General features: G+C 45.3%; 3 protein-coding genes. All 3 read left to right on the top strand.

Features of this window, described 5'->3' with window-relative positions:
* The first annotated feature begins 511 nt into the window (after positions 1 to 511).
* Complete coding sequence (locus NC238_14745; protein ID MCM1567165.1) at positions 512 to 1123, top strand: hypothetical protein; 612 nt, start codon at positions 512 to 514, stop codon at positions 1121 to 1123.
* The gene (locus NC238_14750) at positions 1124 to 1417 is read left to right on the top strand and encodes a transcriptional regulator (protein ID MCM1567166.1); all 294 of its coding nucleotides are present in this window, start codon (positions 1124 to 1126) and stop codon (positions 1415 to 1417) included. It begins immediately after the preceding gene.
* Positions 1418 to 1491: 74 nt separating this feature from the next.
* The coding region (locus NC238_14755; protein MCM1567167.1) for a DUF4153 domain-containing protein at positions 1492 to 2567 on the top strand (1076 nt) is incomplete at its 3' end.

The raw sequence follows: 2567 nt of genomic DNA on the forward strand, positions 1-2567 counted from the left end.
TTCCCCTGAACCGCAGCTTGATTACAGAAACATTGATTTTTGCCATACATCTTGAATAAATGATTACGCTTGAGGAATATGGATACAATGATACTGTTTTTTTTCGGATAAATAACGGATTAAGGTGTAAATAACGACCTGATTTAAAGTTAAATAATATATTTTCCTGTACCGGATCGTGCAAAGCACCCGGAATTCACGAACTGGAAATGGATTCTGATTATTTTTAAAGAAAAGAGATTCAACAAATTGACTCAAGGCTGGTTGCTGATTATTCTTTAATGAGTGTGTCATTTTTCATGAACAATGCAGGGATAGAATTCGTTGATTTACATCAGGCAAATTAGCTTTGGTATTGAAACAGTGGTGATTGATTCTGATTGTACTGCTGAGCCTCAGATCAGCCTAAATCAGGAATCCACGGATTCTGTAAAATAATGGTTATTTTTTTACGTAGAAACTTGCAGGCTATTTTTTTTATTTATTACTTTGCAACTCAAAGTACTTTCAGATGGAAAAAGAAAAATATTTAGACGACCTGAGTGAGATTCGAAAAATCATGAGCCGCAGTGCCCGATTCATCTCCTTGAGTGGCCTTTCCGGTGTATCTACAGGAGTCATCGCCCTGGCGGGAGCATTGCTGGCCTATCAGCTGGTTTTCAGGCATCACGATTATCTGGTGGATGAAGTAGTGCCGATCAACACGGAAAGTTTGGGTACGCTGTTGCTGATTGCGTTGGGTACGCTGTTGTTATCGGTTGTCAGTGCCGTCTGGTTCACCGGCAGAAAGAGTAGAAAGGAGAATCAGCGAGTATGGGATGATCAGGCGCGACGACTGCTGATCAATTTACTGATTCCGTTGACCACCGGCGGGATTCTCTGTCTGTTCCTTTTGTTCAAAGGTTACGTGGGCTTTGTCCCCGCGTTGACACTGATCTTTTATGGCCTGGCACTGGTCAATGGCAGCCATTACACGTTCAGTCATATCCGGTATCTGGGCATCACGGAGATTGTGCTGGGCCTTGTTGCGTTCCTTTTTATCGGCCAGAGCCTTTACCTGTGGATGCTGGGTTTCGGTGTGGTGCAGATGATTTACGGATTGATGATTCAACGGAAAGGATAAGTGGTGAAAGAGTTTCTGAAAGATCTGGACAAGGCATTCGAGAACAGAATCCGCCTGGGTATCATGTCGGCACTGATGGTGAATGATCAGCTGGACTTTAATACACTGAAGGATCTGCTGGGTGTCACCGACGGTAATCTGGCGAGTCATCTCAAATCACTGGAGAAAAGCGAATATGTCTCTTTCAGCAAATCATTTCTGGAGCGTAAACCCAACACAAGCTACGCTGCAACAACAAAAGGGAAGAAGGCATTCAGGAAACATATCGGTGCGATAGAGAAGCTTCTTCAATAAATAAAATAACGGCCCACGGTTCTGTTAAGCACAGTTCCGTCAGCCAATGTATCAAACATTATTATTTATACTGTATGGAAACAGCTATTAGAGAGAGTCTGGACTACCCCGGTGAACTTGAAAAACTCTACCGGTCCGATAAAAAGCGTTTTGAGCAATCGTTCTTTGCCATTTATCCCGACATTGCCGGTACTGCGATGGCCGACTACTGGAAAGCCAGGCTGGAATTCGATCATCAGACTGACCCCGGGCGGAAAGTCCTGAAGAGTGATCTCCTTTTTCTGATTATTTCCTGTGTGCTGGCCGGCCTTTTGATTAAGATCCCTCAACTGGCTGGTTTTGATCCGGACGAGTATGATTACTACATGAAGAATGGGGGAATCATTATTTTCATGGGATTGTCGGCTTACATCTTTCTCACAAAAAACAGGATCAACCCTCGGCATTGGATCCTGTCGCTGCTGGTATTCACCCTTTCCGCTCTTTATATCAACCTGTTGCCGGCAGGAGAGGAAAGCGATTCGTTTGTCCTGGCCAGCATCCATCTGCCCTTGTTGTTCTGGTGTCTTTACGGCCTGGTTTTCATCGATTTTGATACAAAGGATCATCTGAAGCGGATCGGCTACATCAGGTACAACGGTGACCTGGCCATACTGACCGCCCTCATCCTGATTGTGGGAGGGATTCTTACCGCGGTAACGATCGGTCTGTTTTCTGCCATCGACCTGCATATTGAGAATTTCTATATGGAGAATATCGCGATTGTTGGCGTGGTCTCGGCACCCATCGTTGCGACATATATTATCCGGAACTTCCCGGTAGTAACCAACAGGATTGCCCCGATCATGGCAGGCATTTTCAGCCCTCTGGTGTTGATTACGCTGGTGGTTTATCTGATAAGCATCATCGTGACCGGAAAAGATCCCTATAGCGACAGGGATTTCCTGATCATGTTTAACCTGATGCTGTTGGGGGTGATGGCGATCATTGTCTTCTCGGTGACCGGGACATCGGTCCACAAAAAGCAGCGTTTCAATGAGTGGACCCTTTTTGTCCTGTCCCTTATCACGCTGATTGTGAATCTGATTGCCTTGTCCGCTATCATCTACCGGCTGGGTGAGTTTGGCTTTACACCGAACAGGACCGCTGT

The sequence above is a fragment of the Dehalobacter sp. genome (assembly GCA_023667845.1).
In the GTDB taxonomy this organism is placed as follows: domain Bacteria; phylum Bacillota; class Desulfitobacteriia; order Desulfitobacteriales; family Syntrophobotulaceae; genus Dehalobacter.